Raw genomic sequence first — 22,680 nt, forward strand, 5'->3', positions numbered from 1 at the left:
GATTATTTATTGTCTTTACCGACATGCAGAATGGCGAGGAACGCTTCCTGAGGCAGCTCGACGTTACCGATCTGCTTCATGCGTTTCTTACCTTCTTTCTGTTTCTGCAGCAGTTTTTTCTTACGACTGATATCGCCGCCGTAGCACTTCGCCAGCACGTTTTTACGTAACTGTTTTACCGTCGAACGGGCAATAATATGCGTACCAATCGCCGCCTGAATCGCGATATCAAACTGCTGGCGTGGGATCAAATCTTTCATCTTCTCCACCAGCTCGCGACCACGGCTTTGCGAGTTATCACGGTGCGTGATCAGCGCCAGCGCATCGACACGCTCGTTGTTGATTAACACATCAACACGCACCATATCGGAAGCCTGGAAGCGCTTGAAGTTATAATCCAGAGACGCATAGCCGCGCGACGTTGATTTCAGACGGTCAAAGAAGTCGAGCACCACTTCCGCCATCGGGATTTCATAGGTCAACGCGACCTGGTTACCGTGATACACCATGTTAGTTTGTACGCCGCGTTTCTCAATACACAGCGTAATAACGTTACCTAAATAGGCTTGTGGTAACAGCATATGACATTCGGCGATAGGCTCGCGCAGTTCATAAATGTTATTCAACGGCGGCAGCTTGGAGGGGCTATCAACATAGATAGTCTCTTTCGCCGTTGTTTCTACTTCATACACCACGGTCGGCGCAGTGGTGATCAGATCCAGATCGTATTCGCGTTCCAGACGCTCCTGAATGATCTCCATGTGCAACAGGCCGAGGAAGCCGCAGCGGAAACCAAAGCCCAGCGCCGAGGAGCTTTCCGGTTCATAAAACAGTGAGGCATCGTTCAGGCTCAGCTTGCCGAGCGCGTCGCGGAAACTTTCATAATCGTCGGAGCTGACCGGGAACAGACCTGCATAGACCTGCGGTTTCACCTTCTTAAAGCCCGGCAACGCTTTTTCCGCTGGGTTACGCGCTGAGGTTAAGGTATCGCCAACCGGCGCGCCGAGGATATCTTTAATGGCGCAGACCAGCCAGCCTACTTCGCCGCACTTCAGCTCGGTACGATCAACCTGTTTTGGCGTGAAGATCCCCAGGCGGTCAGCGTTGTAGGTCTGCCCGGTGCTCATCACTTTAATTTTGTCGCCTTTACGCATGGTGCCGTTTTTAATACGCACCAGCGATACCACGCCCAGGTAGTTATCGAACCAGGAGTCAATAATCAGCGCCTGCAGCGGGCCGTCCGGATCGCCTTGCGGCGGCGGGATATCGCGCACCAGGCGTTCCAGAACATCCGTCACGCCGACACCCGTTTTGGCGGAGCAGCGTACCGCGTCCGTCGCATCGATACCGACAATGTCTTCGATTTCTTCCGCCACACGCTCCGGATCGGCGGCCGGCAGGTCAATCTTGTTAAGCACCGGCACCACTTCAAGATCCATTTCCATCGCGGTGTAGCAGTTCGCCAACGTTTGCGCTTCTACGCCCTGGCCGGCATCCACCACCAGCAGCGCGCCCTCGCAGGCGGCTAACGAACGGGAAACTTCATAGGAAAAGTCAACGTGTCCCGGCGTGTCGATAAAGTTCAGTTGATAAGTTTCACCATCAGACGCTTTAAAATCCAGCGTCACACTCTGGGCTTTAATAGTAATACCGCGCTCACGCTCAAGATCCATCGAATCAAGTACCTGAGCTTCCATTTCACGGTCAGACAGGCCACCGCAGATTTGGATAATACGGTCAGACAGCGTCGATTTACCGTGGTCAATGTGAGCAATGATGGAGAAATTTCTTATGTTCTTCATAAATATGAATTTTTCAACTCGCTATGCTGATAAATTTTTCTTGATGGACACAGCGGTGGACATTCCACAATAACTACCCCATCAACGACTGGCGTGCATATTACACTGTAGCTTTGAAATCGTCAGCATACGATCTGCTGATCAACATACGATGTTACATCACAATAGAGGTCTATACGATCTATAAACCTATAAACACGGTTACAGTCAGTCCTGACTAAACAGCAGCCGGCCTACCGCAGTCACGTTCTTGCAGACAACGTGACTGCGGTAATCCATCCCACCGGATTGTCTTCAAATTCTCCATGTTGCTGAATCGGCTAACAGCTTCTTAAACGATCGGTATTAGGCTAGGTTCTAAATCTTGCCTGAATGAAAATAAATGTAATAATGATAGCTTGGTATTGACATATAGATTGAAAAAGCGCATGAAAATAGGATTCCAACCAGCCATATTGCAATATGCATATACAAGTAACGAGGCGACATCAAACCTTGAGTTATTAAATAAATGGAGAATAGAATCCCCAGATATTGAGAAGGAGGAGCGTAATAGTATTTACGACAAAATAATAGAAGCAAATCATACCGGGAGCTTATCAATTACTGCTCATCATGTTACCTCTATTCCGGTATTTCCTGATAATTTATCCGAATTGAATTTATCTTCATGCTATACACTGGAGTCTATTCCAAATCTTCCTGATGGGTTAAAAAGTTTAACTATATCTGGAAATCAGACCATTAAAATTTCATATTTCCCAGATAGCTTAGAGTCACTATCTATAGATATGCAGGCATATGAAGAAAATTATACTTTCCCCGCATTACCTTATGGATTAAAGAGTTTTACTGCATGCTATGGTAAATTTTTGCCTCCCCTTCCTCCGCATCTATCTTCTTTGTCATTGCAAAATTTCTCTGAAATATTATGTGCTGAGTTACCATATAAATTAGATAAATTAGATTTACAAAATTGCCCTTTCTTGCCATTAATGAAAATGTTACCTGAGGAGTTAAAAGAACTAAGTATTGAACTTATACGAACAGTTCCCGGTACTGTTATAGATGATATTTTGCCTGATAAGCTAAAAAAATTAAGTATCAACTTTTGTGATAATATTAAACTTCCAGTTAAGCTTCCTGTTAATTTAAAGTCTATCAATTTATCCTCAAGGACCCCTATTGCATGGGAAATACCAACCTGCAATCTGCCTGCACATATAGATATTAGTACCGATGGTTATGTTAAGCTTAATCCTGAATTTCTTACCAGGAGTGATATTACCTTTAGTAACAAACCTGCAGGAGATGTGTTAAGTTTTCAGCCTGGAGATGTGGTTTATGGTTTATGTAAGGCAAGAGATCGAGTAAATACTTTAGTTAATTCGTTATATTATTTTTCAAAAAAAGATATTATTATTCAAAATACATTAACAGATGCGGTCTGGGACAGGAAGAATAGAGCCGTGTTTAATAAAGATGAGAAGATAGCAGAAAGATTGAATGATGTTCAGAGAGGGATTTTTTTTAGAGAATTTTTATCTCAACATAAAAAATACAATATTACCGAAGATAAATATTCAGACTTATCCAATGAGGAGTGCTGGATAAAAACAAGTAAAGCCGGTCTTGAATTTCAAACACGATTGAGGGAACGGTCAGTTATTTTTGTCATTGACAATTTAGTTGATGCTATAAGTGATATCGCAAATAAAACAGGAAAGCATGGTAATTCTATTACAGCACATGAGCTAAGATGGGTATATCGGAATCGACATGATGATCTGGTAAAACAAAATGTTAAATTTTTTCTTAATGGTGAGGCTATTTCACACGAAGATGTTTTTTCATTAGTTGGTTGGGATAAATATAAGCCTAAAAATAGAAATCGTTGACTTTAAAAAAATATGCAATTAATATATTTATATATAGAGCAGCCCTATTGGAGTTAAGGATATATACTCCCCCTAACTCTAGACTACATGCCAACTTTACTTAGTATCATATTTTCTTGCTACATATCTGTTTGGCAAGGGTATGAATAAAAAACAAGATTAATTTAATTGATATCGCAACAGATAAGCACCTGCATTTATCTTTAAACTTTTTTATGGCCAACCAGATTTTTCACCATCTGCGCACGTTTATTCGGGCATGCGTTGAAAACCTGCAAAAAAAGAAAAATATCGATGCTTATTATTTTTTCTTTAATTAAATTTTCGCTCAACAAACTTAATTATTAATCCAATGACAGTGAAGTGTGAACTATGCTGAGCATAAACGACATCAATAGCAAGGGCAAGGGCAAGGGCAAGGGCAAGGGCAAGGGCAAGGGCAAGGGCAAGGGCAAGGGCAAGGGCAAGGGCAAGGGCAATCTGAGTATTTACAGGTGAAATTATGAAAAATAGTATATTTTTACCATTGCTTCTGGTGCTGTCGGCAACGACCTTTTCGGCATTGGTGATGGCTGCCAGTCATTCTCCCCACCAGATAATACAAAACATTTTTCCAGTGGCTGGCCGCCAGATATCCTGAAGCAACTGAATTGGTCTCAGGTTTGTGGTTGTTAGTATACTGAATATTACTTCAGGATGGCATGTTTTATTGACACCAGCCTGATTTTTCACAACGTTATATTACCCGTTTACAGATAATTCCCAGCTAATAAATCAGGAAGTTCCAGATGTAACAGAAGTTATGAGGTGTATTAATTGATAGGTCTAACAGGCTTGAATTACTTTTCTTTAAAAACTACTGCATGTAAAAGGGTCTCCTCTTGTTGTGATGAGATTCGTATATATTTATATCTTAGTGATTTATGGATCATACTTGTGGTTTTCCTTAGGAGGTAACATGTTTACAATTAATAGTACTAACAGGGTGGCGAGCACAATCGCTCCATATGCATGTGTAAGCGATGTTAATTTAGAGGACAAGGCTACATTTTTAGATGAACATACCTCAATACATGCGAATGATTCTTCTTTGCAATGCTTTGTCTTAAATGATCAGCATGTTCCGCAGAATACATTAGCTACAGATGTTGAAGGCTACAATAGAGGATTACAGGAACGTATAAGCCTCGAGTACCAGCCCCTGGAAAGCATTGTTTTTCTACTCGGCACCCCTGCAGTTTTAGAGACTAAAGAGTCTTTATCATTACCAGTTTCCCCGGATGCTTTAACCCAAAAACTATTAAGCATTAGTAGCAATGATGAATGTAAATTATCAGGTAGCACCAGTTGCACTACCCCAGCCAGTCATAACCCACCGTCCGGTTATATCGCTCAATACAGGCATTCTGCAGAGGTTTTCCCGGATGAATAAAACAAAGCGTTATAAATAGCTGCGCCGAATAGTAGATCACTTTGATTGAACTCAGTCCGGATTGTGTGATTTGATCAATCGCCAAAAATCACAAATCACCAACCGGACTAAGCGATGCCGATCATAGCACCAATTCCCCGTACCGAACGACGCCTGATGCAGAAAACTATCCATAAAACGCGTGACAAAAACCATGCCCGCAGACTGACTGCCATGTTGATGCTGCAACCCGGGAGACAGTATCGGCCACGTTGCCAGAACGCTCTGCTACGCCCGTTCACCCATTGGACGCTGGATTAACTGATTCACCGCTGACGGTGTGGAGGCGCTGGACAAGTGTGATGCGGATAATCCTCATCATATGGTCATGTATTTTTCATAAACAATAAAGCTCGTCCAGGAGTGCACTAAATAACAGATTGTTAGAGCTTGCTTAAACATCAGTCGTCTAAGTTTACCTTAAAGCAAGTGGCGTTTTATGTCCCATATATGCCCCATCACATCCTCGTTCCATCATCAAACTCACTGGATCTCATGATGTTGTAGGGAAGTAAGCCGGAGAGATAATTTCCTTCTGTGCCGTGCCGGCAGAAGAATTTATCTGGCACGCTGTCTCGCGCTGTATGGAGTGTGAAGAGCCAACACCCGGAATTGATTGAACAAGTTACTTAACACGCAATAGCTCAGAGTATCTTGTGGTGTACCGCAGCGAAAGTATTTCTCGCTTCATAGCCCACTGTTGCGGTATCCCCTGCCCGGTGATTTTCTGGTTGTATTGTCATGTGCGCATATTTAAGCCAGTTTAGAGACTGGGAATTTTCTGTACAGCGTCGACAGCCCCGCATCATAAATAATCGTTACCTGCTGTCGCGGTACTCCTGCCCTAATCAGGCGCCCGGCCTGCGCTCCCAGTGGATGGGAGCCAGTAAGGATTTGAATAGCACATGAACTCACTCTCATATGAATTAATTTACATTGGAAAGAAAATATAATAGCGCTTATCATTTTTATTTAAGTTAAATATTTTATAAATGGTTTTTATTTACTCACCTGATGGTAATGAATAACGTTTAATATCTATAGTAAAGGATGCTGTAACCGTAAGGATAGTGTGCCAAAATTTAACAGGCAACGTATTATTAAACACGTTAAGAGCGTATTTTTAGCAATGATTTTAATATTACCATCTTCACTATATTCTGCTCTTACAATAGCGGCAGACTCTCAAGATCATAAAAAAGAAGAAACAATTAAGCCAATGCCTCAAAAGTGGTGTAATCTTTGGCCTGCTGGCATACCCTTCCCTGAAGATTGGTTTAAAATGTGTAGAGGTTATTGAGTATAAATTTAATATACTAACCAGTAACCATATCAGTTATGACAGACAGGTCTTCTTCATATTTGCTATAAATAAGGCCTGAGCTTTCCTGACAAATTATAAACTACTGGCTGGTTTCTCCGGCCAGACAGGCTTTAAAGTATCAACACGGTTTACCTGTACCCGGTACTTTCTCCATGCCAGAAGAGAAGCTTTTTCTTTATCGGTTGCTTCGTCCAGATCCACTGCATCCTGTAACGGCGCGATTTTTTCAGATGCCATTTGCAAAAGACGGCTTTTGGTCCCTTCAGCTTCACGAAGTCTGGCCGCTGTTTCCGCAGCTTCATCCTTCACCCACGCCTTACCATCCCATTTCTGGTATTCACCGTCTGGTGAAACTGATGTGACATTTTCAGGTAGCGGGCCGGGAGCGGAAATATAAACCTGATTGCCGGTTGTTGTGTCGTAAACCGTCTCGCCGCGGTGGTCCTCATGCAGACTCCACGTTCCGGTTTCAGCATCAAATATCGCAATATGACTGGCTGGAATATCCGGGGGCGCAATATCCGTACAATTTGCCGGTAATCCAGTGTGTGGCGGGATATATGCATCACCTGCACCAATAAATTCGTTTGTATCTGAACGCAGATTAAAAATTTTAATTGTCTGCGGGGTATCGCTCATTTTAAACGTCATTTTTTACTCCGGATAAATATTCAGGTTTCAGGTGCTTTCCATGAGAATTGGGGCTAAGGAAAACAGCATGGCTATGCGCACCAATATAAATATCATCAACCTGATGACGGGGACTGATGCAGGTGTTACCTGATTTTTTGCAATACGTTCTGTAATCACCAAAACCGATATATTCCGTTCTGGCGTTCGGACAAAGCGCCTTTGACGGACAGTATGCCGTTGTACTGAATACAGCATTCTGGCGGGCGCTGGCGTATTGCCAGTTAATTTCCGTGGTGCAGTTAATAAAACCATCCCACGCCAGCTTCATTTGCCGGGCGACACTGCCCGGGGATACCTGACCACACCCGGCCCCCATCGCAGGGAATACTACCGATTTAATTTTCCTGTCTTCCCCGGCGCTTTTATTGTGCTGAAATATCGCTAATAACGCTGCACGTGTTGCATTATAAACCGCGTCGGTGCCGTCGATTATCAGCGGAACGCGCATCGTCGGGGCGTGAACCAGCCACGGATATTTACTGTTACCCGTTTCAATAACAAAGGCGGTGCCGACGGGCTGTTCTCCCAGATATTCACGGAGGATATGTTGCTGTACCCGTTCCTGTAATTGCGGCCCGAAATATGCCGTAATAGCAGCATCCACACCACCATCCATAAGACCAAAGCTGTTGGCCGCACTGACCATGCAGTCAAATTCCGGTATGGTTTCAAACGGTCCGGGGATAATTTCCACATTTTCGGTATTCTGAAAAGAATGTTCAAAAGCCACGGCCATTGCTGGCACGGGTGCTGAAAGAATTAATTTAATCATGCCAGCCTCACTATGTAGTTAAATGCAATATTTTTAACCGTGGTTTCCGCATTACCGTCTGCGTCCACAATAACGACGTGACCGTGTGGACCGATATACATGGTGTGCTCGTGTCCTCCGATATAAACTGTATGCGCATGGTCGCCAGCGGCCTGTGTCCATGCACCACCTCCAGGCTGAAATGAGGTGTGATTGGAGTCTCCCCAGTATGAATTGATATAACCGCCGAACTGGTGAGTATGGTTGCCCGTGGTATTGGTCGATTTCGTGCCGTAATCAAAAGATGAGGTAGATTTTGTCCCTAAGTCAGTATCCTGCGCCCGCGCGGTGTGCGAGTGCGATTTATTGCCGTCCATTTCTTGCGACAATACGGCACGTCCACTGATGGGCTTACCCTTTATTGTCCAGCCTCTCATGTCAGGGATAACGCCGGACGGATACGCTATAGCCAGTAACGGGTAAGCAGATTTATCGAAGGACTGCCCCTGCATCAGAGCGTAACCTGCCGGAGTAGCATCAGATGGCCATGCAATCGCCGCCCCTACTGGATGCGAATCCGGAGGTGGGTTTAGTGTGGTGTAAAGCATTGCCCATTCGGACCACTCAGCATCGGCGGTATCTCGATGGCTGCGAATATATGCGGGCGCTGGCGCACCATTTGTCCCGCTCCAGCCAATGAGGATTTCCCCATCACCGGTTCCGGTCAGACGTAAAATATTTCCGTATTGCGTCGGATAGCCATTGTTGTAGACCTCGCCCATTATCAGGCCGCCATCGCTGCCTCTTGTCGTGCCAGTCAGTGCCGGAAGCGCGCCGCGTGATGCAAGCCTGTTCGCTGCGACAGCCGTACCACCAGCAGGCAACGCACCAGCAGCCTTATCAATTGTGCTCCGTAAACCAACGTATTCGATAAGACCTTCAATGCTTTTTCCTGACAGCGCCGTCAGTGTATCGTCCAGCGGCTGCTTGCCCGCAATCATGTTAGTGATAGTGGTAGCAAAATTAGGATCGTTACCCAGCGCGTCAGCCAGTTCCTGCAGCGTATCCAGCGACTCAGGTACGGAACCGACCAGTGCAGCAATCAGTTTACGAACAAACTCAGCGTTTGCAGTCTGAAGTCCCTTAGCGTCATCTGGCGGCGTCGGTGTGGTCGGCGTTCCAGTGAATACCGGACTGTCCAGCGGCGCTTTGGTCTGTACCTCGTCCATGACAGCATGGACCGCCTTTGGCGTGGCTGCCAGCGCTTCGCTGTCACTGTCCGTGGCGCTGCTTAACTTAACGATACCTTTTTTCGTCAGGCTGGCATCTTCCAGGGAAATCACGTCCGCGATGTCTTCTGCCCGTTTTGCGGCATCTTCTGCTCTGGTGGCTGCTGCTCCGGCAGCAGTACTGCTTTGCGCCGCCAGTGATGCGCTGGTATCAGATGCGGCGGCGTGATTGGATGCCTCCGATGCTGATGACGAGGCGGCTGTTGCGCTGGCCGCTGCTGTACTTGCTGACGTTGCAGCGTTTGTCTCAGATATTTTTGCTGCGGCTGCCGATGCGGCTGCCGCCTTTTCCGACGCTGCCGCCGCAGTGGCTGACGCACCTGCATCACCGGCACTGGAAGCCGCCTGCGTTTCTGACGTCTTCGCGGCGGTTTCGGATGCTCCGGCGCGCGCTGCTGATGTCTGCGCCGCCGTCGCGCTGGCGGCTGCGGCAGCAGCTGAATCGCCGGCGGCAGTACGGGAGACATCTGCATTCGCTTCAGATGTTTTCGCTGCGGCTGCCGATGCGGCTGCCGCCGTTCTGGCTGTGTCAGCCGACGCCGCGCTGGCTGATGCCTCCCCGGCTTTTGTGGTCGCCGTACCTGCGCTGCTCTCCGCAGATGCTGCGGATGAGGCTGCCTGTGTGGCTGATGCTTCTGCCGCTCCGGCTGCATTCACTGCTGCCGTGGCGCTTTCCGCTGCCTGACCTGCTGATGTCTGCGCCTGTTCAGATGCCTGCCCTGCGGCGGTGGCATTCCGCGATGCCTCCGATGCCTGGCGGGCAACTTCTTCCACCATCGCCTCAAAACGTCGCAGCGCCTCCGGGCGGACGTCGTCTTCCGTCATGGCCCCCAGAAAATCATTCAGGGTGCCCGGTTTTGAATCATCGTAGACCGTAATAACTCCGGCATGTGACGGGGGATACCCTTCCACCAGGAGCGTGACTGTGTACTGCCCCTGCTCCACATCCATGCTGTAGCGCCCGGCGTCATCCGGATTTTCCGATGCCACCGTATTCACGACCACCGTCGTACTGGTCCGGCAGGCCTTCAGCTGAATGGTGCAGTTCTGTACCGGCGTTCCCGTACCATCTTTCAGTACGCCGGAAATAAGTACTGGCATATTGCCTCCATAAAAAAGCCCGCCCGCAGGCAGGCTTCAGATTCATTCACATCTCAGCACTGATTATCCGGGTCACGTAAATATGCCGGCAGCGAACACTGGACGCTCCGCGTGATTATTTGTCCCTTTGCCTCGCGGTGCTGTTTCTGCCCGCGGTCAGTACCGGTATAAATCCGGGTCTGGTTTTCAATATTGCTGTTACCGCTTCCTCTTCCGTTATCGGCAACGGCAGCGGTGGAAAATAAAACGGACAGGGAAACCCCTGCCGCCAGCGAAATTACGCGCGACATAGTCATATCTGTTCCTTGTTAAACGAAAGAGACCGGAAATCCGGTCAGTTTGTGAAGTTGTTCCCCGACCGGGAAACCATCACCAGCGGCCAGACGGAAGCAGACGTGGTGTACTGCCCACGAACCCTCAGAGAAACGCTGATATCCACGACAGGTGAAGTGGTGTAGACCGAAAAGACAACGGTCTGATACATGGCCGGAAGCCCTGCGGTATACGGGATAACCTCCGCCGTTTTCACCTGGCCGTTAATATTTATCGTGACGGTGATGGCACCGGAGCCACCGTTACGCTCACAGTTAGCCATCACCGTGATGGTTTTCCCTATCTGATAGGTGGCGCTGTCGGTATACCGTGTTGAGGTGCTGCGTTCGTCGTTCGTCTCCCTGATGCTCACGCCCTGCATGACTTTTGAGCCGCAGATATCACCGACAAACTCTCTTGCTTCTATCACGCCAGAAAACTTACCGGAGGTGGCATTGATTTCTCCCGTAAACGAGCCAGATACAGCGTTGATATGCCCGCTGATATCCGCATTTTTCGCAGTCAGCTTTCCATCCGGCGTCAGGGAAAATGCCGGAGGATTCCCGCCACTGGTAATGGTCGGCGCGCTCAGATATTTCAGGAACGCCTCATTCATGATTATCTGGTCGCCCTGCATGACGAATCCGGGCGTCTCGTTTCCGTTTGCCGGGTTAATATAAGCAATGCGATCCGCCGCCACCAGGAACTGGCTTATCTTCCCGTCAGGCATGTCTTCCATGCTCAGTCCAAGTCCGGCCACATAATATTTGCCGTCTTTGGTCTGCTCTATTTTGACGCCCCACATGGCGTTCCATTTATCGTTAGCATCCTGCCACTCCTTCGAAAACTGCTGCAGTTTGCTGGCGTTATCCTCCGTCAGTTCCACCTTCTCCAGCAGTTCCTTACCCAGGTGACTTTCAGTTATCTGCCCTTTGAAAAAATCCAGATAGCCTGCGGCATCGTTGCTGGCCTGCCCGGTCGCCTCCACGAATGCGGATTTACCGACCTGATTTACCGCCCGGATATAAAAATAGTAATCCCTGCCGGGCCTGATATTCACACTGGCCGCTATCCAGTACAGCGCCGTTCCCAGATATCGTGCGGCGTTTTCCACCTGATGGATATCCGTAATCTGCGCGTCTGAAAACCAGAACTCATACTGCACCGTCGGGTCGTATACCGCCTGACGCGGTGTGGCTGTAATCTGGAAATAGCCAGGGGTGAGTTCGATAAATGATGGTGCCGCCGGCGCGGAGATGCTGAACTGTGTGCTGGCCGGGTCTCCCTGTTGTCCCTGGCTGTTCACCGCCCTGACGGACAGGGTGTAGCGCCCCGGCGTCAGCCCCCGGAACCGGTACTGCGTATCCGGCGTTCCTGCGCTGCTTACCAGCCGGTCACTGCCATCTTCCGCCGCCACGTTCAGGCGCAAAGAAAACGAGGCGCCCTTAACGACTCGCGGTGTGTCCCAGCGCGCCAGTACCTGATACTGTCCCTCCTCCGCCAGAATTTCTGTGGTCAGATGCTGTATCGCCGGGGGAACGGTGCCGTGAATCGTTCCGGGTTGCGGATCGAATGATGCCCCGTTGTCCACGATGGACTCTTTTTCCGGCACATGCTGTACGGCGGTGATGGCATACGTTCCGTCGTCGTTTTCCCGGACAGCCACACACCGGAAGAGACGCTGGCGCAGCGACGGCAGTTTCAGCCCCCAGACGCTGTATTCCGCCACGCCGTCCGGTATCCGGCTGACCTGAACCTGCACACCGTCGGTAACAGACTGCACGTCCACGCTGACCGGCAAGCCTTCGCCATCCATCAGGCTTATCAGCGTGGTGCCGGACGACGGCAGGGTAATCTCCCTGTCAAGGGTCAGAATGCGGCGGGCGCGGTCAACGGACAGAATCCGCCCGCCCAGGCTGATGCCGGCATAATCCTCGTCGCAAACCTCAATCACATCACCGGGAACGTGGCGCAGCCCCTCCGCACCCACACTAAAATCAACCGTCTGGGTTTCCAGCAGCTCCGTTTTTATCAGCCACAGCCCGGCGCGGTGCGCCTGCCCGCGACTGGTACAGCCAAACGCATCCATTTTTACCAGATTGCGTCCGTAGTGACTGATGGCGACCGTGTCTTCCACCAGTTCCGTGGATGTCTGCCAGCCATTATCAGGGTCGATCCAGTTCACCTCTACCGCATTATGGCGGTCCTTCCGCGCACTGAAGCTGTAACGGAACGGTGTGCCCTCATCCGGCATTACCACATTGCTGCGGGTATAGGTCCAGACTGTATCCGAGGGCCTGTCCTGCACGAAGGTCATCATCTGCCCGTTCCACACCGGCATACAACGCATGGCGGAGCAGAAGTCGGTCAGCACATCCCACGCCTTACGCTGCTGTGCCAGATACGCATTAAAGGTCATACGCGGCTCTGTCCCGCCGAATCCGTCAGGGACCATCTGGTCGCAGTACTGGCCTATTGCATACAGCGCCCACCTGTCCACGTCCGCCGCGCCGATTCGCTGTCCCATGCCATAACGGGGATGTGTCAGCACATCCCAGAGACACCACGCCGGATTATTGCTGTATGCAGGCTTGAACGTGCCGTCCCAGATGCCGCTGTAGGTTCGCGCTACCGGATCGTAATTCGACGGCACATGAATAATCCGCCCGAAAAAATGGTAATTTCGCGTCACCTGCTGGCTGCCGAACTGCTCAGACTCCACCTGCAGGCCAATTACGGCGGTGTTGGGATAGCGCTGCCGGACATCAATAATCTCGGTATACGACGACCAGACCGTGTTGTTCTGTAACTGGTCAGTGGTACTGTCTGCCGTCACACGTACCATCCGGATACCAAATGGCCGGGGAGGGAGATTATCCACTATCACCGAGGCCAGATACTGTGTGGTTGTTTTCCCGGTAATCGTAATCTCTTTTTCCACCACCCACTGACCATAGCGCTCAAGATGGATTTGCAGCCTGACCGATGTCGGATTGCGGTCGCCCTTGCTGTTGGCCTCCACCAGTGACTGCACGCCGAACGTAAAACGCAGGCGGTCAATATTTGCAGCCGTGATGGTTCTGGTCACCGGATTGTCGTATTTGACCTGTACACCAAGCACCGTCTCGGCGCCGGACGATTCAAATCCCTCCAGCGGGGTCTGTTCCTGCTCACCGACGCGGTATACCACCTTCACGCCGTGGATATTCGTGTTACCGTCGCGGTCCACCACCGGCGTCTGGTTTACCAGAACACTTTGCAGACCGTTCACCGGGCCTTCTATCGGTCCCTCGCTGATGGCATCGATGACGCTCAGCAGCTGCGTGGATTTAAGGTTATCCGGTGCCTCGCGGGGCGTATGCCCTTTTCCGCCGCCCTTTCCCATTTATTACCCCGTAAAACGACAAAACCGCCCGGAGGCGGTTCTGTCTGAATCTGTTCTGTTGTCAGCGGCCAATCACCACAACCTGACCACCATCTCCTTCATCAGCGGTACTGACTTCCTGGGAAATCACGCGTGACCCCACCTGCATCTCGCCGTACAGCACCGGCAACGTGTTACCGTTGGCAACCATATTATCCAGCGACGAGAAATACGTGTTCTGCCTGCCGTTATCGGTCTGCCTCATTTCGGACATTTTAGGTTTTGGTGCCAGCATCTGCGCCACACCGCCCAGAACCATCGACGCCCCGGTCATATACATACCGGATACCGCCGCCGCTCCCAGCCAGCCTGCCGGGTTCCACCAGGCAACGGCAATCAGCGCCGCACCAAGCACCGCCTGAAACACCCCGCCAGATTTGGCCCCGCCCAGACGCGGCACAATATGAATCACCGCGCCAGGCGGCAGCGGGTCATGCAGGCTGGTTGTCAGGGTATCAGCCGTAACATCGTCTCCGGCTATGCGTACCTGATACCAGCCGTCGTTCAGTTTCTGCCGGAGACCGGGCAACTGTACCGCCAGTGCCCGGACAGCTTCAGCACCACTGGCTACCTGCAGGCTGACGCGGCGGCAAAATCGTTGCAGATCCCCGTAAAGGCAGATGCGCGCCATGCCCGGTGTCGCCAGATGGAGTGCGTGCGTCGTTGCCATTTGTCGGTATACCTCTCACGTTTACTCAGTTGTTCAGGAATATGGTGCAGCAGCTCTCCGTCGCCGCAGTAAATCGCTGCGTGGTTCGGAACGGAGGAGCCAAAGCAGCAAATCAACACGTCGCCGGGCTGCGCACTGGCTGCGCTGACACGGTAAAACCCCGTCGTCTCCAGATTATCCAGATAGAGATTGTCACCATGCCGCCACCAGTCGTCGTCCCGGTGAAAATCCGGCATATCAATCCCCGCCAGATGATAGGCATCACGGAACAGCGTGTAACAGTCAAAAACCCCATGTTTATAATGCCGTCCGGTCAGGTGTGGCACACAGCGGAATTTATGTACCTGGCCGGCGCATACCAGCCACCACGGCAGGTCGCTTTGAACCTGCAGCCTGCGGTCCACATCGCTCAGATACGGCTGGCCGCCAGGATGGCTGTGAACCAGCGCCACAATATCCCCCTGCGTTTCAGCCCTCAGCCAGTCCTCCGGCGCCATACGGAAATAATCCTCCGGCGCGGCAGAAATATTCACACAGGGGAGATACCGTTCTCCCGCCTGTGTTCTCACCACGAAGCCGCACGACTCCGCAGGCGCACACCGTCGGGCGTGCGCCAGAATATCCTGTTCTTTCATGATGATTTACTGTGAAAGTTTATTAATGGAGAGGAAACCGCCAAAGTTTCCGGTATTGTTACGCAGGGCGCATCCCCGGGCGCAGCGGCTGCAGGCATCTTTTGCCGGATCGGCGGTAGGGTTATCAAATTCATCTGCGACAGCTGGTCCCGTATAACCGCATTCGTCAGAGCGGTATATCCATGTACAGGTATTGGCCAGCATAATTCGCCCGGGGAAGACACATCCGTCCGTTTCAGTCGGTGTTGCCAGGACAAATGTCGCACTTACCGCCGTCAGATCACTGCACTGCTCGATCACCCATCGGCTTACGGATTCCTGCTCCGGGTCAGCCTCCTGGTTGCCGTTTTGAAAATTCACGGCATCGAGAAACCGGGCATATACTATCCTGCGGATGACCGTCGCCCCAACCAGGCTATGCAAATCCTCCACCATTCCGGTCACCATACCGTAAAGATTGGATACCTTCAGTGACGGGCGCGCAGCTGCGCCTTTGCCGTTCATTTCAAATCCGCAACCGTCTACAGGATAAACGTCATATTTCCGTCCCTGCCAGGTAACCGCCTCCCCCTTTTCATTTGCCTCGTTACAAAAAAAATAACGATCACCGCCAGACTGTGTCAGATCGATTTCCCACAAAGTGATCCTGGCGGACTGCGCCAGTTTAGCGGATTCGTTCAGCGTATCCTGCGAAATGTCCTGCATCACTCCTCCTCAGATAACAACCTGTTCAAAAGTCGTGGTCACAGTCACCCAAAGAGAGCCAACGTTAATCGACCATTTGCGGCAAATCACCCGAATTTGTGTCCAGGTATAAGGCGGCGTCCAGAGAAAGGATTTCACTCCACCGTGGCGGGATAAAAATGCCTCAAGGTTCTGATGTTCTCCCTTACGAATCCGGACCGTTACGTTATACTTCGCCAGATGGTTGTTCAGCCCGGCTGGACGCCGTTGTTCATACCCGTCACCCAGTTTTATGGAGGTGACTTTTGGTTCTGATTCCACTGTCATATCAGGGCGGATCTTCCAGTTAAATGTTTCCATTGTTATCGCCCTCCTCCAGCAATACCCCCGTCACGCGACTGCTGTTGCCAGAAATCAATGGCGGCTTTTTTTCCAATGTTATATACGGCCTGTAATGCCTGCGGACCAATCTGTCCGTTGCCGGCGTCGTTGTGGATTTCAATGTTGTACTCAGGCGCAAACATCGCCATCCCTCCTGAACCGGCTGCCACGACACCCAGCTTACCGTCAGCACCACGACGAAGTGGTAATATTGCCTCCGGTCCTGCCTCGCCCATCACCCCGGCACCTTTGGCAAAAGCAAAAAATGTCGGGCGATTAACAATGCTGCCGCTGTACTGGCTGAGTCCTGCCGAACGGTACACGCCGCCGTCCGCATTCGGAATAACCGACAGCGCCGCAGAACTGTATGCCCCTGATGGTGTACTGCCGCCTGCCGATGTGCCAAAGCCGAACATTGCCAGCACTGAACCCAACAGTTTAGAAGCCGCAATACGTGCCTCCATTTTTGCAAGGTCAGCCAGGATGGAGACCGTCAGGCTCCGGAAACTGCCCTTTCCGGTCACGGCAAAATTCGCGATACTGTCCGCCATGCCGTTAAATGCGTTTGTGAAAACGTTCTCCGTCATGCCTGCCACATTGCCGCCCTGCGCCAGAAAGTTATCCAGCGCCCGCGACGCCCCCAGCGTCCAGTCTCCCTGCGCAGCGTCAACTTTCGCATTGTAATCCGCCCACTCAGCCAGCCGGCGATCGAGACTGCCCTTCAGCGCCTGCTCCGCCTGACGATATTCGTCAGAACCGTATGTCCCTTTTGCCTTGCTGTCGCGTTTAAGCTGCTCCAGTTGTTCCTGGTAGTGCTGCTGAATTTTCAGACGCTCTTCGTATCGGCCACGTTGCTGATCGCCCATACCCATTGTGGCCAGCGCCATTGCGTGCTGTTGCCTGACGCGGGATTCTTCGTCAGCGAGCTGGCTGGTCAATGTGAGCGTCTTTTTCTTCAGTTCATTAAGGGCATTCTGGTGTTGCAAATCCTGTTGTGAGATATCCAGCTTCTGTAGCGCAAGCGCAATTTCATCCTTATGTGCCAGTACGCTTTGTTCATCCGCCGTCAGTTTTTTACCGGACAAATCAGCGATGCGCTGCTGAAATGACAAAAGCTGCTTATGCGCTTCCGTCATTTTTTCGGTCGTGGAAAGCTTCGCGGCGGTAATCTGCCCTTCAGTCTGCGCCTGTTGCTGGCTGTACTGCAAAAGCAGTCGCCTGGCCTCGTCGTTGTGGTAAGTCTTTGGCTTTTTCGCCTGTTGTGACAACGCCTTTTTATGACGTTCATTTTCGCGCTCCAGTGCGGCATTGCGTACAGCAGCATCGGCATACTGCATGGCGGTAATGCGCGCCACCTCCCGTTGGTGCCGCAGGGATTCAGTTTCATTATCCCGGTTCAGCGCGGCGTTCTGCTCGTTCCGACGTTTCTGCGTTTCCTGATAATTACGCTCTGCCTGCGCCTTCGCATCCAGCAGGTCCTTCTGGCGTTTCTGTTCCTGAAGTTCGTTCAGCTGCTGCTGATCGTATTCAGTCTGGGAAGAAGACACCGTCCAGGGCGTTTTTCTGTCGCGCGCGATTTTTTCCTGCAGTGTCGCGATCTTTTCATCGAGCGTGTCTTCCCGCCCGATATCCAGCATCCGATCCCATGCCCACTTCGCCGCATCACCGACAGCATTCCATGCTCTTTCAATCCAGCCCAGATTGTCGTGTACGTCCCCCATCCGCTTATTCATTTCTTCCGAATACGCGGACATGGCAATTTTCGCGGCATCAGCCACTCTTCCCTGCTCGCCCAGTACCCTGATTTGTTCAAGCTGGGTGGCTGTCAGAAAATGCAGTGTCCTGTCCAGTTCTTTCGCCGCATTCACCGGATCATCCCGCAGGCGTTTAAACTGGCGGATGGTTTCATCCACTGATTGTCCCACGTTTTCCTGCATTCTGGTCGCGGTACGGGATACCATTGCCATTGCCTGCCCGGTAAACGCTCCGCTACCGACCACCTGTGCCAGCACGCCTGCAGCATCGTGCTGCGTGACGCCATTTCCGGCGAGCGACTTCGCCATCGCATTAAGCTGGCCTGTGGTTTTTCCGGCATAACTCCCGGTCAGAATAAGCTGTTTATTGAACGTCTCGCTTTCCTTAGCGCCTTCATAGTAGGCCTTGCCCAGCCCGTAAACAGCAGCAGCCACGCCGCCAGCCAGCCCGCCGAGCATCATGCCCTTCGGAGACATCAGTTGCTCGATCCACCCGGCGCGGTTAGCGAGCGTGATACCACTTCCCCGCAGTGCCCCGAAATTCCCACGGGCCAGCTCACCAGCCAGCACGCCCAGTTCACGACGGGCAGCAGCGCTTTTCAGTCCTAGCGTATGGGTGGCAGTTCCGGTACGCTCCAGTTTACGGATATAAATATCTGCGGCGCTACTGACACCCAGTTCAGCCGCCTTCACCCGCAGCAGCTCGGTACGGGAGAGGCCCTGTACCGTCGTCTGCTCTTTCAGGCGGCGTATAAACTGTGCTTTTTTCTGCGTGGCCAGCGCTTCGGCATCGGTAAGCTCACGGGTCTTCCTGGCGGTTTCAGACACCAGCGCCAGATAATCGCCCTGTGAGATATCTCCGCGTCCTTTCGCCTGTCGTACCTGCGCCTGGATACGCTGCAGCTCCTGCAGACCACCGCTTAACTGTTTTACACTGTCAATCTGGCGGTAAAAAGCAGCACTTGTCCTGTCCTGTGCTGCCGCCACAGCCGCTGACTGCGCCTGTTCCTCACGCAGTTTCCTTCCCAGTGCCTCCACCCGCTGTCGCGTCTGATCCACATCCGCCGCCAGACGCGTACTGGCCGCTGCGCTTTTCTCCACAGCGGAACTGTACGCGGTACTGCTGGCAGTCACTTGCTCCAGACTGGCGGACGTCCGGCGCGTCGCCTCCGTCTGCTTATCCAGAAAACGCTGCATCCGGGCCGCTGAACGTTCTGAGTCACCAGCCGCATCGTTCAGCAATTTTTTAATGCGCGGAACTTCGTTTCGGAACTCTGCGCTGTCGATACTTAAATCAATGACCAGGTTCGCTATCTGGTCCATAGCGGACACCTCCGGTAATACCTTCGCCCAGGATCATCAGTTCATCATCCGTTTTTTCGTGCAACGACTCAGGATCAGTGATCAGGCTGAACATTTCTGCATCGTGATGCGTGCCTGTAACCAGTCCGGAAATCAGCGATTTCAGCGTTGCAAACTCCGCATCCAGCAACATGTCACTGAAGCTGTTCTTCCCGAAATGCTCCGCCCACTCACCCAGCTCTGTCGCACTCATTTCCGCCAGCATCTGCCGCCAGTCTGGTCGCCGGAACTCACGCGCGAGCCGCATCACAAACGCCAGCTCCCGGTTCAGGACTTTTCCGGCGTGGTCGTGTCCTTTTCACTCCCGCTGTCGTCTTCCTGCGATGCCGGAAGACGCATACCACTCAGGGACAGAACCATATCAGCGCCACGTCCCAGCGCCTCATAAGACCATTCCAGTCTGACGGACTCATACAGGGCGCGGGCCTCCTCCTCTTTTTTGCTTTCACACAGGGAGCGGGATACCAGCCATGCATTAATATCCACCCCCATCTGCATAAATTCTGTCTGACGCTCTGCTTCCGTCAGGGTTTCAGGCTGTGCGTCATAGTCTGCCGTCCGCTGCTGAATAAACTTCAGATAATCCACACGTTGCAGGGCAGAAAGCTCACTGAGCACGATGGAATGCCCACCGTAGTTAAAGGTGTCTGTATTGAGAAACATGATGATTTTCCATAGAAGCCCCGGAACCGGGGCGGACTGATAAGAGAGGGTTATGACGCCGTCACTGTCACTGCTGCCACCGCGACAAGACTGCCGTCACTGCTGATACCAACAATATTCACGCTGCCCGCCTTCACGCCTTTAACCGTGGCCACATTATCCTTCAGCGTGACGGTGGCGATCAGCGGATCGGCGGTCGCAACCTGCAGCGTTTTATCTGACGCGTTATCAGGTTTTACCGTAAATGTCAGCGTGGTGGTGGCTCCGGCAGCCACCGTGGCACTGGCCGGCGCAACGGTCACGCCGGATACGCTGACTACGTCAGGTGTATCCTCCTCCGCAAGAGAAGGACGCCCGACGCCGGTGATTTTTACGCTGCGTGTCATCACCTCTTTGGACGTCACGGTTTTACCCAGTGAACTCAGCCAGCCGCGGAACACATCAACCGTCCCGTTAGGATACCTGATACGGAAGGCGCGAACTTCGCCGGTGTCAAACAGCTCAACCAGTTTTTTCTGTCCGGTCTCACCGGGTTTCCAGGCCAGCGTGGCCGTGGTGTCACCGACGCTTTTCTGCCCCTGCGTAGTGCTTTTCCAGTCGGCATTTTCATCATCAAGATAGTCATCGTCTTCCGCATCTGCACTCATTTCTCCGGGCTGCAGATCCTTAATACCTGCCAGTCGCAGCCAGTCATCATCAGCCAGTGGATTTTTAAACGCATCGCCGCTGCCGGTATACAGCCAGAATGTGGTTCCGGCGCCTTTCGTTTTTACCAGTGGGTTTGGTGTTCCCATCATATCCTCCTCAGTTGGTATAGGTGATCCGGTAAGTAATTTCTGCCATCCCCCACGTTGCCATTTCGCTGTCACGCTGGTAGTCATAACCCAGCGGGGTCATGGTATCGATAAGGCGCTCCAGACCACTAACCTCTTCCAGCGCAGGAAAGATTTTTTCTTCCATCCAGATATCAAGCTCTGTATCAGGAGCCTGAGCCCTCAGAAAAACTGCCGTATGGAGAGTAGCCTGCCAGTCATCCTCATCGGTCATAAGGCCTGTATACTGTGCGTCTGTCAGCCAGACAGCTATTGCGGGTAAATCTTCCTGTTCTACGAAAGCAGGAAGTCCATCAAAAAGAGTGACAGGTGCGCCAGTCACGGATTCCAGCTTTTCCAGAACGGCCCGGCGGATTAATGTGTGTTTGCTCATCAGAATGCCTCCTTTCCTCCCCGGCCTGAAGGCCGGGGAGGAAAGGAGGCGGTTTTCCGGCTAACTGTCTTTTGCATAATCACATTTTCCTCTTTAATATGTGAAGCCATGAAACGCGCATATAAATACCGGTTTTACCCCACGACTGAGCAGGCTGAGCTTTTAGCTCAGACGTTCGGTTGTGTGCGTTTCGTCTACAACTCCATCCTCCGCTGGCGTACCGATGCGTACTACGAGCGAAAGGAAAAGATCGGTTACCTACAGGCCAACGCTCGCCTTACGGCGCTGAAAAAGGAGCCAGAATTTGCCTGGCTTAACGACGTTTCCTGCGTTCCCCTCCAGCAGTCTTTGCGCCACCAACAAACCGCCTTTGCTAACTTCTTCGCCGGACGGGCTGCATATCCGGCTTTCAAAAGCAAACGGCACAAGCAGGCGGCTGAGTTCACTGCGAGCGCGTTTAAATACCGCGACGGCAAGCTGTACATGGCAAAGAACAAAATCCCCTTAGACGTGCGCTGGAGTCGTCCGCTGCCGTCCGTGCCGTCTACCGTCACCATTTCCAAAGATGCCGCAGGGCGGTACTTTGTTTCGTGCCTTTGCGAATTTGAACCCGCATCACTGCCGATCACCTCTTCAATGGTCGGCATTGATGTTGGTTTAAAAGATTTGTTCGTCACCGATACCGGATTCAGGTCCGGCAATCCCCGCCATACCGCTAAATACGCGGCTCGCCTGGCACTACTCCAGCGCCGGTTAAGCAAAAAGGCCAAAGGCTCAAAGAACCGCGCCAAAGCCCACTTAAAGGTAGCCCGACTCCACGCGAAAATTGCTGATTGCCGACTGGATGCCCTGCACAAGGCCACCCGCAAACTGATTAACGATAACCAAGTTGTATGCGTCGAATCCCTGAAAGTGAGGAACATGATCCGCAACCCGTCGCTATCCAAAGCAATAGCAGACGCGAGCTGGGGCGAACTTGTGCGCCAGCTCCGGTACAAAGGCGAATGGGCGGGGCGGTCAGTGGTAGCCATTGACCAGTTTTTCCCGTCCTCAAAACGCTGTAGCTGTTGCGGTTTCATCATGAAAAAAATGCCTCTTGATGTTCGTAAATGGCAGTGCCCTGAGTGCGGAACTGACCACGACCGGGACGTTAACGCGGCACGTAATATCAAAGCTGCCGGGCTGGCAGTGTTAGCCCACGGAGAGCCTGTAAATCCTGAATCGCTCAAAGCGGCTTAGATTCGGCTCGTTGAAGTGGGA

General features: G+C 51.6%; 18 protein-coding genes and 16 other annotated features. Of the genes, 4 read left to right on the forward strand and 14 right to left on the reverse strand.

What is annotated here, in order from left to right; translation table 11 throughout:
* Positions 1-2: 2 nt before the first annotated feature.
* Positions 3-1,802, reverse strand: coding sequence for a GTP-binding elongation factor (lepA, locus tag STM2583; RefSeq protein ID NP_461518.1), 1,800 nt, complete (start codon positions 1,800-1,802; stop codon positions 3-5).
* 400 nt (positions 1,803-2,202) lie between these two features.
* Positions 2,203-2,208, forward strand: a ribosome-binding site (putative RBS for gogB; RegulonDB:STMS1H002680).
* Here lepA and gogB point away from each other — a divergent pair.
* The 3 genes from gogB (at position 2,203) to STM2585A (ending at position 6,471) form a co-directional block, all read left to right on the forward strand.
* The gene (gene gogB / locus STM2584; protein NP_461519.1) for a Gifsy-1 prophage leucine-rich repeat protein occupies positions 2,203-3,700 on the forward strand. Within the gene, positions 2,207-3,700 belong to an annotated coding region; the region does not span the whole gene. Its footprint overlaps the feature before it by 6 nt.
* A gap of 881 nt (positions 3,701-4,581) precedes the next feature.
* Positions 4,582-4,587: a ribosome-binding site (putative RBS for STM2585; RegulonDB:STMS1H002681), on the forward strand.
* The gene (locus STM2585; protein ID NP_461520.1) for a Gifsy-1 prophage protein occupies positions 4,582-5,132 on the forward strand. Within the gene, positions 4,587-5,132 belong to an annotated coding region; the region does not span the whole gene. Its footprint overlaps the feature before it by 6 nt.
* Before the next feature lie 1,111 nt (positions 5,133-6,243).
* Positions 6,244-6,471: a Gifsy-1 prophage protein gene (locus STM2585A; RefSeq protein ID NP_461521.1), complete on the forward strand. Its 228-nt coding sequence runs from the start codon at positions 6,244-6,246 to the stop codon at positions 6,469-6,471.
* 96 nt (positions 6,472-6,567) lie between these two features.
* Here STM2585A and STM2586 read toward each other — a convergent pair.
* From STM2586 to STM2598, 13 genes are all read right to left on the reverse strand, one after another.
* Positions 6,568-7,153 (reverse strand): Gifsy-1 prophage protein gene (locus STM2586; RefSeq protein ID NP_461522.1). Within the gene, positions 6,568-7,146 belong to an annotated coding region; the region does not span the whole gene.
* Positions 7,136-7,965, reverse strand: a protein-coding gene (locus STM2587) for a Gifsy-1 prophage protein (protein ID NP_461523.1). Within the gene, positions 7,136-7,960 belong to an annotated coding region; the region does not span the whole gene. The genes STM2586 and STM2587 overlap by 18 nt, the downstream gene beginning before the upstream one ends.
* Positions 7,148-7,153, reverse strand: a ribosome-binding site (putative RBS for STM2586; RegulonDB:STMS1H002682). It overlaps the preceding gene by 6 nt.
* Positions 7,957-10,335 (reverse strand): Gifsy-1 prophage protein gene (locus STM2588; protein NP_461524.1). Within the gene, positions 7,957-10,329 belong to an annotated coding region; the region does not span the whole gene. The genes STM2587 and STM2588 overlap by 9 nt, the downstream gene beginning before the upstream one ends.
* Positions 7,960-7,965, reverse strand: a ribosome-binding site (putative RBS for STM2587; RegulonDB:STMS1H002683). It overlaps the preceding gene by 6 nt.
* Positions 10,330-10,335: a ribosome-binding site (putative RBS for STM2588; RegulonDB:STMS1H002684), on the reverse strand. (Lies within the gene STM2588.)
* A gap of 328 nt (positions 10,336-10,663) precedes the next feature.
* Positions 10,664-14,026, reverse strand: a complete 3,363-nt coding sequence (locus STM2589; protein ID NP_461525.2) for a Gifsy-1 prophage protein — start codon at positions 14,024-14,026, stop codon at positions 10,664-10,666.
* Positions 14,026-14,031 (reverse strand) — a ribosome-binding site (putative RBS for STM2589; RegulonDB:STMS1H002685). It overlaps the preceding gene by 1 nt.
* Positions 14,032-14,087: 56 nt before the next feature.
* Positions 14,088-14,741 (reverse strand): Gifsy-1 prophage protein gene (locus tag STM2590; RefSeq protein NP_461526.1). Within the gene, positions 14,088-14,735 belong to an annotated coding region; the region does not span the whole gene.
* Positions 14,633-15,239, reverse strand: a protein-coding gene (locus STM2591) for a Gifsy-1 prophage protein (RefSeq protein NP_461527.1). Within the gene, positions 14,633-15,232 belong to an annotated coding region; the region does not span the whole gene. Before STM2591 ends, STM2590 begins: the two co-directional genes overlap by 109 nt.
* Positions 14,736-14,741, reverse strand: a ribosome-binding site (putative RBS for STM2590; RegulonDB:STMS1H002686). Its footprint overlaps the gene before it by 6 nt.
* Positions 15,234-15,239: a ribosome-binding site (putative RBS for STM2591; RegulonDB:STMS1H002687), on the reverse strand. Its footprint lies within the gene STM2591.
* 137 nt (positions 15,240-15,376) lie before the next feature.
* The gene (locus STM2592) for a Gifsy-1 prophage protein (protein NP_461528.1) occupies positions 15,377-16,083 on the reverse strand. Within the gene, positions 15,377-16,075 belong to an annotated coding region; the region does not span the whole gene.
* Positions 16,078-16,083 (reverse strand) — a ribosome-binding site (putative RBS for STM2592; RegulonDB:STMS1H002689). Its footprint overlaps the gene before it by 6 nt.
* Position 16,084: 1 nt before the next feature.
* Positions 16,085-16,422, reverse strand: a protein-coding gene (locus STM2593) for a Gifsy-1 prophage protein (protein NP_461529.1). Within the gene, positions 16,085-16,414 belong to an annotated coding region; the region does not span the whole gene.
* Positions 16,417-16,422 (reverse strand) — a ribosome-binding site (putative RBS for STM2593; RegulonDB:STMS1H002690). (Overlaps the previous gene by 6 nt.)
* Positions 16,417-19,519 (reverse strand): Gifsy-1 prophage protein gene (locus STM2594; protein NP_461530.1). Within the gene, positions 16,417-19,512 belong to an annotated coding region; the region does not span the whole gene. The genes STM2593 and STM2594 overlap by 6 nt, the downstream gene beginning before the upstream one ends.
* Positions 19,484-19,828, reverse strand: a protein-coding gene (locus STM2595; protein NP_461531.1) for a Gifsy-1 prophage protein. Within the gene, positions 19,484-19,822 belong to an annotated coding region; the region does not span the whole gene. Before STM2595 ends, STM2594 begins: the two co-directional genes overlap by 36 nt.
* Positions 19,514-19,519 (reverse strand) — a ribosome-binding site (putative RBS for STM2594; RegulonDB:STMS1H002691). Its footprint overlaps the gene before it by 6 nt.
* Positions 19,819-20,220 (reverse strand): Gifsy-1 prophage protein gene (locus tag STM2596; RefSeq protein NP_461532.1). Within the gene, positions 19,819-20,214 belong to an annotated coding region; the region does not span the whole gene. Before STM2596 ends, STM2595 begins: the two co-directional genes overlap by 10 nt.
* Positions 19,823-19,828 (reverse strand) — a ribosome-binding site (putative RBS for STM2595; RegulonDB:STMS1H002692). It overlaps the preceding gene by 6 nt.
* Positions 20,215-20,220 (reverse strand) — a ribosome-binding site (putative RBS for STM2596; RegulonDB:STMS1H002693). It lies within the gene STM2596.
* 44 nt (positions 20,221-20,264) lie before the next feature.
* Positions 20,265-21,019, reverse strand: a protein-coding gene (locus tag STM2597; protein ID NP_461533.1) for a Gifsy-1 prophage protein. Within the gene, positions 20,265-21,011 belong to an annotated coding region; the region does not span the whole gene.
* Positions 21,014-21,019 (reverse strand) — a ribosome-binding site (putative RBS for STM2597; RegulonDB:STMS1H002694). Its footprint overlaps the gene before it by 6 nt.
* Positions 21,019-21,427, reverse strand: a protein-coding gene (locus STM2598; protein NP_461534.1) for a Gifsy-1 prophage protein. Within the gene, positions 21,019-21,420 belong to an annotated coding region; the region does not span the whole gene. The genes STM2597 and STM2598 overlap by 1 nt, the downstream gene beginning before the upstream one ends.
* Positions 21,397-21,402: a ribosome-binding site (putative RBS for STM2599; RegulonDB:STMS1H002696), on the forward strand. It overlaps the preceding gene by 6 nt.
* On the opposite strand from STM2598, the gene STM2599 reads away from it, so the two are divergent.
* Positions 21,397-22,659 (forward strand): Gifsy-1 prophage protein gene (locus tag STM2599; RefSeq protein ID NP_461535.1). Within the gene, positions 21,409-22,659 belong to an annotated coding region; the region does not span the whole gene. The genes STM2598 and STM2599 overlap by 31 nt on opposite strands.
* Positions 21,422-21,427 (reverse strand) — a ribosome-binding site (putative RBS for STM2598; RegulonDB:STMS1H002695). Its footprint overlaps the gene before it by 6 nt.
* Positions 22,660-22,680: the final 21 nt, after the last annotated feature.

The organism is Salmonella enterica subsp. enterica serovar Typhimurium str. LT2 (genome assembly GCF_000006945.2).
GTDB lineage: Bacteria > Pseudomonadota > Gammaproteobacteria > Enterobacterales > Enterobacteriaceae > Salmonella > Salmonella enterica.

Excerpts from the sequence above, each read along its gene's own strand:
- lepA (NP_461518.1), bottom strand. The coding sequence starts at position 1,802 with ATGAAGAACATAAGAAATTTCTCCATCATTGCTCACATTGACCACGGT.
- STM2586 (NP_461522.1), bottom strand. The coding sequence starts at position 7,146 with ATGACGTTTAAAATGAGCGATACCCCGCAGACAATTAAAATTTTTAAT.
- STM2587 (NP_461523.1), bottom strand. The coding sequence starts at position 7,960 with ATGATTAAATTAATTCTTTCAGCACCCGTGCCAGCAATGGCCGTGGCT.
- STM2588 (NP_461524.1), bottom strand. The coding sequence starts at position 10,329 with ATGCCAGTACTTATTTCCGGCGTACTGAAAGATGGTACGGGAACGCCG.
- STM2589 (NP_461525.2), bottom strand. The coding sequence starts at position 14,026 with ATGGGAAAGGGCGGCGGAAAAGGGCATACGCCCCGCGAGGCACCGGAT.
- STM2590 (NP_461526.1), bottom strand. The coding sequence starts at position 14,735 with ATGGCAACGACGCACGCACTCCATCTGGCGACACCGGGCATGGCGCGC.
- STM2591 (NP_461527.1), bottom strand. The coding sequence starts at position 15,232 with ATGGCGCCGGAGGACTGGCTGAGGGCTGAAACGCAGGGGGATATTGTG.
- STM2592 (NP_461528.1), bottom strand. The coding sequence starts at position 16,075 with ATGCAGGACATTTCGCAGGATACGCTGAACGAATCCGCTAAACTGGCG.
- STM2593 (NP_461529.1), bottom strand. The coding sequence starts at position 16,414 with ATGGAAACATTTAACTGGAAGATCCGCCCTGATATGACAGTGGAATCA.
- STM2594 (NP_461530.1), bottom strand. The coding sequence starts at position 19,512 with ATGGACCAGATAGCGAACCTGGTCATTGATTTAAGTATCGACAGCGCA.
- STM2596 (NP_461532.1), bottom strand. The coding sequence starts at position 20,214 with ATGTTTCTCAATACAGACACCTTTAACTACGGTGGGCATTCCATCGTG.
- STM2597 (NP_461533.1), bottom strand. The coding sequence starts at position 21,011 with ATGATGGGAACACCAAACCCACTGGTAAAAACGAAAGGCGCCGGAACC.
- STM2598 (NP_461534.1), bottom strand. The coding sequence starts at position 21,420 with ATGAGCAAACACACATTAATCCGCCGGGCCGTTCTGGAAAAGCTGGAA.